This window comes from Halomonas sp. 707D4 (assembly GCF_024158685.1).
Taxonomy (GTDB): Bacteria; Pseudomonadota; Gammaproteobacteria; order Pseudomonadales; family Halomonadaceae; genus Vreelandella.
In genome coordinates this window covers 1-6,404 of sequence record NZ_JAMZBD010000161.1, presented here as the reverse complement: position 1 = coordinate 6,404, position 6,404 = coordinate 1, and the positions used below count along the sequence as shown (strand labels likewise).

The 6,404-nt window shown below is 67.1% G+C and carries 6 protein-coding genes; 2 read left to right on the top strand and 4 right to left on the bottom strand.

The annotated features are described in order from the left end of the window. Positions 1-979: TRAP transporter substrate-binding protein (locus BIS11_RS08710; protein ID WP_253585931.1), on the bottom strand; the 979-nt coding region annotated here is incomplete at its 3' end. A gap of 122 nt (positions 980-1,101) precedes the next feature. Continuing rightward, positions 1,102-2,010, bottom strand: coding sequence for a LysR family transcriptional regulator (locus BIS11_RS08705; protein ID WP_253419910.1), 909 nt, complete (start codon positions 2,008-2,010; stop codon positions 1,102-1,104). A gap of 191 nt (positions 2,011-2,201) precedes the next feature. Between BIS11_RS08705 and BIS11_RS08700 the strand changes: the two genes are divergently transcribed. Together BIS11_RS08700 and BIS11_RS08695 are read left to right on the top strand one after the other, a co-directional pair. Beyond that, positions 2,202-3,404, top strand: coding sequence for a CaiB/BaiF CoA-transferase family protein (locus BIS11_RS08700; protein WP_253419913.1), 1,203 nt, complete (start codon positions 2,202-2,204; stop codon positions 3,402-3,404). 10 nt (positions 3,405-3,414) lie between these two features. Further along, positions 3,415-4,350, top strand: coding sequence for a hydroxymethylglutaryl-CoA lyase (locus BIS11_RS08695; RefSeq protein ID WP_253419916.1), 936 nt, complete (start codon positions 3,415-3,417; stop codon positions 4,348-4,350). Here the strand turns inward: BIS11_RS08695 and BIS11_RS08690 are convergent. Together BIS11_RS08690 and BIS11_RS08685 are read right to left on the bottom strand one after the other, a co-directional pair. Beyond that, positions 4,347-5,792 (bottom strand): aldehyde dehydrogenase family protein, encoded by a 1,446-nt coding sequence (locus tag BIS11_RS08690; protein ID WP_253419920.1) that lies wholly within the window; start codon positions 5,790-5,792, stop codon positions 4,347-4,349. The genes BIS11_RS08695 and BIS11_RS08690 overlap by 4 nt on opposite strands. After that, on the bottom strand, positions 5,789-6,404 hold a 616-nt coding region (locus BIS11_RS08685; RefSeq protein ID WP_253585930.1), incomplete at its 5' end, for a thiamine pyrophosphate-dependent enzyme. The genes BIS11_RS08690 and BIS11_RS08685, both read right to left, overlap by 4 nt.

The following is a 6,404-nucleotide window of genomic DNA, read 5'->3' as shown; positions in this document are numbered from 1 at the left end:
CGATCCGACCGGCAGCGAGGGCGTCGTCACGCACGCCGTCGGCCATGTCCGACAACACGCGGTCGATGGCCGGCTGCGCCGCCTCGCGGAAGGCGGCGATATCGGGCTCGATCACCGTCATGCCTTCCTCCTCGAGCGCGTCGCGATAGAAGACGTCGAGCTCGAGCTCCTGCTCGTTGCCGTAAGCGCGCGCCACGTCCACGGCCTCGCCGATCAGCGCCTGATCTTCCTCATCGAGACCCTCCCACCAGCGGGTGCTGGCGACCCAGCTCCAGGGGAACTGGACGTGGCTGGTCATGATGAGGTAGTCCTGCACTTCCCAGAGCCTGCGCGTATAGGGCGAGGAGAGCGAGTTCTCGTGGCCATCCACCTGGCGAGTCTGCATCGCCAGATAAATCTCCGGCGCCGGAACGTTGACCACCTGCGCGCCGATTTCCTGCCATACCTCGAGCCAGATGGGTAGCGACGGCATGCGCAGGCGGAAACCCTGCAGATCCGCCGGTGAGTGTATTTCCTTGTTCGCCGTCATGTGGCGCGGCCCGCGATGCTGAAGGCCCAGAAAAGTCAGTCCGCCGCGGCTGCCGGCCCGCTCGATCAAGGCCTGTCCCGACGGGCTTTCGAGGTAGTGGTCCACCTCCTCCCAGGTAGTGAAGAGAAAGGGGACGGTCATGGCGTCGTAGTCCGGCGCGTACTGCTGACGCCAGTTGCCGCCGGTCAGCGCCAGCTGCGTCTGCCCCAAGTTGAGAAGCTCGAGCACCGAGTCCTCGCCGCCAAGCGACCCGGCCAGAAACGGGCGCACGTTGAAGCGCCCGGGGGCCTGCTCTTCGAGGTACTCGGCGAAGCGTTCGATGGCAGCACTTTCCGAGCCGCCCTCGCTCATGGTGTTGTTGACCTGGATCTCGATCGGCTGGGCGAGCGCGAAGGGCGCCGCCGCCAGCATGCCGAGTGTCGTCAGGGTGGCCAGCAGTGTCTTTTGCATGAGATGGGTTCTCTCAATTTATCGTTATGGCGAAGAATGGCGTGTGTCGCGCCCGATCTTGAAACAAGCCGCGCATGCGCTCAAATCGACGTTCATGAAGCACGCCTTCGCGTTTCGCGAACTCAGCTCAAATCGAGACGGTCGGTGCCGGTCAGGTGATCGACCAGATGTCGCGCCGTGACCGGCAGGGTGGCGTAGCGGCGCATGCCCACCACCAGCTCGCGGCGCGCCCAGGGGTCGCTCAGCGGAATGCGTATCAACTGGAGCGCGTCGAGATCGCGGCCGTCGAGGGTGCTTTCCGGCAGGATGCCGATCCCCATGCCGTGATGGATCATGCGGCAGATGGCGTCGAAGCTGCGCACCTGGATGCGCATGCGCAGCGTCTGGCCGGCGCGGCTGGCCTGCTCGTGCAGCAACGTCTGCAGCGACGCGTCCTGCTGCAGGCCGATGAAGTCGTGGCGCGTGGTCTCGAGAAACGCCAGGTTCCGGCGTTCGGCCAGCGGGTGCTCGCGAGGCACGACCAGCACCAGCCGGTCGCGGCGATACGCCATGACCTCGAGATCGGGCGCCGCCACGTGGCGTGCAAAGATGCCCACGTCGGTGAGACCGTCGCGCAGCGCCGCGATCACCTCGCTGCTGACCCGCTCCTGCAAGTCGAGCTTGATCTGGGGAAAGGCACGGGCGAAAGCGCTCAGATCCTGAGGCAGAAAGGCGATGATCGCCGAGGTATTGGAGTGGAGGCGCACGTGGCCACGCACGCCGTCGCCATACTCACTGAGCTCCGCCTGCATGCGTTCGATGTCGTCCATGATCCGCCGGGCGTGGTGCAGGAAGGCCTGGCCGGCCGGGGTCAGCTCGACGCCCCGCGGGCGCCGGTAGAGCAGCGTGGTGCCGACCAGCGTTTCCAGGTCGCTGATACGCTTGCTGACCGCCGCCAGCGCCAGATGCTCGCGCCGCGCGGCGGCGGTGAGCCGCCCTTCGTCCGCCACGGAGATGAAGAGCTTGAGGCTGACGAGGTCGAAACGGCGCATGGAATTCCTTGAATGACGAACGGCGCGAAGCCGAAAGCCACTACTATGACAAAGGCGGTGATAAAAGACGATGCTTCGCCGCCGGCGAAACCTGGTTTGCCCTTTGCCTAATTGTCTCCCGCCCCCTTGCGAAGGCATGCTGCCCGCCATCCCGGCCGCCTCGGCCAATCATTTCTCAAAGGAGCGATGTCATGAGCGATGCGTCTCGCGCGCTACCCCTGGCGGGCCTCAAGGTGCTCGAGCTCGGCCAGCTCATCGCCGGCCCCTTCGCCACCAAGCTGCTCGGCGAGTTCGGCTCCGACGTGATCAAGATCGAGCCACCGGGCACCGGTGACCCGCTTCGCAAGTGGCGAATACTCGAAGAGGGCACCTCGCTCTGGTGGCACGTGCAGTCGCGCAACAAGCGCTCCGTGGCGCTCGACCTTCGAAGCGAAGAGGGCCAGGCGCTGGCGCGCCGGCTGGCAAGCGAAGCCGACGTGGTGGTCGAGAACTTCCGCCCCGGCACGCTGGACGGCTGGAACCTGGGCTGGGAGACGCTCTCTACGCTCAACCCGGGCCTGATCATGGTGCACGTCTCAGGCTACGGCCAGACCGGCCCCTACCGCGACAAGCCCGGTTTCGGCGTCATCGGCGAGGCGATGGGCGGGCTTCGCTACCTGACCGGGCACCCTGGCGAGCCGTCGGTGCGCGTGGGGGTGAGCATCGGCGATTCGCTCTCGGCGCTCTACGCGGTGATCGGCACGCTGCTGGCACTCCAAGAGCGCCAGAAGAGCGGCCTGGGCCAGGAGATCGACGTGGCCCTGCATGAGTCGGTCTTCGCCATGATGGAGAGCCTTCTGCCGGAGTTCGACGCCACGGGCCAGGTACGCGAGCCCGGCGGCAGCGCCCTGCCCGGCATCACGCCGTCGAACGCCTACCGCTGTGACGGCGGCGAGTACGTGCTGATCGCCGGTAACGGCGACAGCATCTTCAAGCGCCTGATGGGCGTGATCGGCCGCCCGGACCTGGCCGAGAACCCGGCGCTCGCCCACAATGACGGACGCAGCCGGCAGGCGCAGATGATCGACGAAGCGATCGAGGCCTGGACCCAGACCCGCCCGCGCGACGTCATCCTGGAGGCGCTGGACGAGGCCCGGGTGCCGGCGGGCTACCCCTACACCGCCAAGGACATTGCGTCTGACCCGCACTACATCGCCCGCGAGATGATCCAGACGTTCACGCGCGAAAACGGCGAGCCCTTGAAGGTGCCAGGCGTGCTGCCCAAGCTCAGCGCCACCCCGGGCAGGCTTGGCAACGGCGGCCCGCGCCTTGGCCAGCACACCGAGGACGTGCTCGACGAACTCGGTATCGACCCGGACACCCGCGCCAAGCTGCGTAGCGCTGGCATCATTTGAGGAGCACGCCATGATCCCCCAAGCCCCCTGCCCCGAGCGCATCGAGATCAACGAAGTCGGCCCTCGCGACGGCCTGCAGATCGAAAAGCGCTTCGTCCCCACGGCGGAAAAGATCCGCTGGATCGACGCGCTCTCGACAACCGGTCTTGCGCGTATCGAAGCCACCTCCTTCACCTCGCCCAGGGCGATCCCCAACCTGGCGGACGCGGCGGATGTGGTCCAGGGCATCGAGCGCCGCGACGGTGTCGATATCACCGTGCTGGTGCCCAATCTCAAGGGCACCGAGCGCGCACTCGCCTGCCGGGTGGACGAGCTCAACCTAGTGATGTCGGCAAGCGACAGCCACGGCCTGGCCAACCTGCGCATGACCCCACAGCAGTCGCTCGAGCGCTTCGCCGAGATCGTAAGCGTGGCGCGCGAAAGCGGCGTGTTCATCAACGCCTCGCTCTCCACCACCTTCGGCTGCCCCTTCGAAGGCGTGGTGCCCCAGGCGCGCGTGCTGGCACTCATCAAGCAACTGGCGGCGCTGGGCATCGACGGGGTGACGCTGTGCGACACCACCGGCATGGCCAACCCCGCCCAGGTCAAGGCGCTGTGCGAGGCGGTCATCACCCGCTGGCCCTCCACCGCCTTCACCCTGCACGTGCACAACACCCGCGGCATGGGTCTGGCCAACGCGCTGGCGGCGTGGCAGGCGGGCATCACCCGCTTCGATGCCGCCCTGGGGGGCCTCGGCGGCTGCCCCTTCGCGCCGGGGGCGACGGGCAACGTCTGCACCGAGGACCTGGTACACATGTTCGAAGCGATGGGCGTGAACACCGGCGTGAACCTCGACGCCCTGCTGGAGATCGCCGCCACGCTGCCCGAGCTGGTCGGCCACGACGTGCCCGGGCAGGTGGTCAAGGCGGGGAAATGGGACCGGCGCTACCCGATGCCGGCGCGTTAGCTCGGTCCCACTACGTGCTTTACCTCGAGATAGGCGCTTAGCCCCCAGGGGCCCAGCTCGCGGCCGGTGCCGCTGCGCTTGAAGCCGCCCCAGGCGGTTTCCGGTAGCACCAGCTGCTCGCTGTTGTACCAGATGCTGCCGGCCTTGAGTGCGCGGCCGATGCGGTTGGCTCGCTCGGTATCGCCGCTGATCACCGTGGCGGCGAGGCCAAAGTCGCTGTCGTTGGCAAGCTTGATCGCTTCCGCCTCATCCTTGACGCTGCGTGCGCAGAGCACCGGTCCGAAGATCTCTTCGCGCCACAGGCGACTTTCTAACGACACGTCGCGGTAGAGCGTGGGGGCGACGAAGTAGCCCTGCTCGGGCAAGGCGTAGTGGGTGTGATCGCGCACCGCGCTCAGCCCTTCCTGTTCGGCGATCTTCAGGTAGCCGTTGACGGCGTCCCGCTGTCTGGCGCTGGTGAGCGGGCCAAGGTCGGTGCCCTCATCAAACGGATCGCCCAGAGTCAGCGCGTCCATGCGCATGGCGAGCTCTTTATAGAGCGCCTCGGCCACGTCTTCGTGCACCAGAAGGCGCGAAGTCGCCGAGCAGATCTGGCCGGCGTTGAAGTAGATACCCGCCATCACCCACTCGGCAGCCTGCGAAGGATCCGCGTCCTCCATCACCAGAATCGGCGACTTGCCGCCGAGCTCCAGTGACACCCCGGCGGTGCGGGCGGCGGCCGCTTTCATCACCGCCTCGCCCACGCGGTTGCTGCCGGTGAACGACACCTTGTCGACCTCCGGGTGGCTTGCCAGCGGCGCGCCGATACCGTCACCGTCGCCGTTCAAGAGATTCAGCACGCCGGCGGGCAGGCCGATATCGAGAGCGATTTCCGCCAGCGCCTGCTCCGGCAGCGGCACCACCTCGGAAGGCTTCAGTACCACCGTGCAGCCGGCGGCCAGCGCCGGGGCGAGCTTCCAGGCGCTGGTGACCAGCGGAAAATTCCATGGTGTGATCAGTCCGACCACGCCGGCGGGATCGAAGTAGGCCCGCGCCTCGACTCCCTCCATCTCGACCTCGACGCGTTCGCCCTGGCGGGCGTCCAGCGCCCGCGCTTGCCCCGCGTAGTAGCGGTAGCAGGCGATTGCGTCATCCAGATCGATGCCCGCCTCCAGCAGCGGCTTGCCGTTGTTGGTGGCACTCAGCTCGATCAACGCCTCGCGCCGCGCCGTGAGGGCCTGCGCGAAGCCGTCGAGATACTGGGCTCGCGCTTCGCCACCCAGCGCCTGCCAGCCGGGCTGGGCGGCACGAGCCGCCGCCACGGCGGCGTCGACGTCGGCCGAATCCCCTGCCGTGACCCGGGCGATCACCTCCTCGCGGTAAGGATTCATCACATCAAGGGTGCGGGTCGCTTTCGTGGCCACCCAGCGGTTGCCGATGAACTGCTGATCGAGGGTTTTCATGGTGTCTCCGAGGGAGTGATGCGTTGCTGCCAGGCGCTAGAGTCGATTTCGATGAGAAGCGGGCGTTGGTGGTCGCGCTCGGCAAGCACCACCGCCAGTTCGGCCGGGCTTTCGATATGCACGCTCGGGCAGCCGAAGCCATCGGCTAGGGTCATAAAGTTGGGTGCCTGAAGGTCCACGCCCAGGCGTGCCACGCCGTTGTCGTCCATGTAGCGGCGAATCTCTTCGTAGCCCGCGTTATGCCATAGCAGAACGACGATCGGGATCTGCTCTTCGACGGCGGTGGCGAGTTCGGACAGCGTGAACATCACCCCGCCGTCGCCGACCAGCGCCACCACCGGAAGCGCCGGCTGAGCAAGCTTTGCGCCGAGCGCGGCGGGCAACCCGTAGCCCAACGTCCCGTAGCCGGTCGAGGCGTTGAAGTAGCGCCGAGGCGCCGGCTGGCTGACCAGATGGTTCCCGGCGTAGACCGGCGCGGTGGAGTCGCCCACCAGCACCGCCTCGGGCAACTGTTGGGCAAGCATCTCGTAAAGCGGCACGAAGGGGGAAAACGCCGGGGCATTTTTCAGATCGAGCTCCGCCAGCGCCTCACTGACCCGCTCGGCGCCGCGC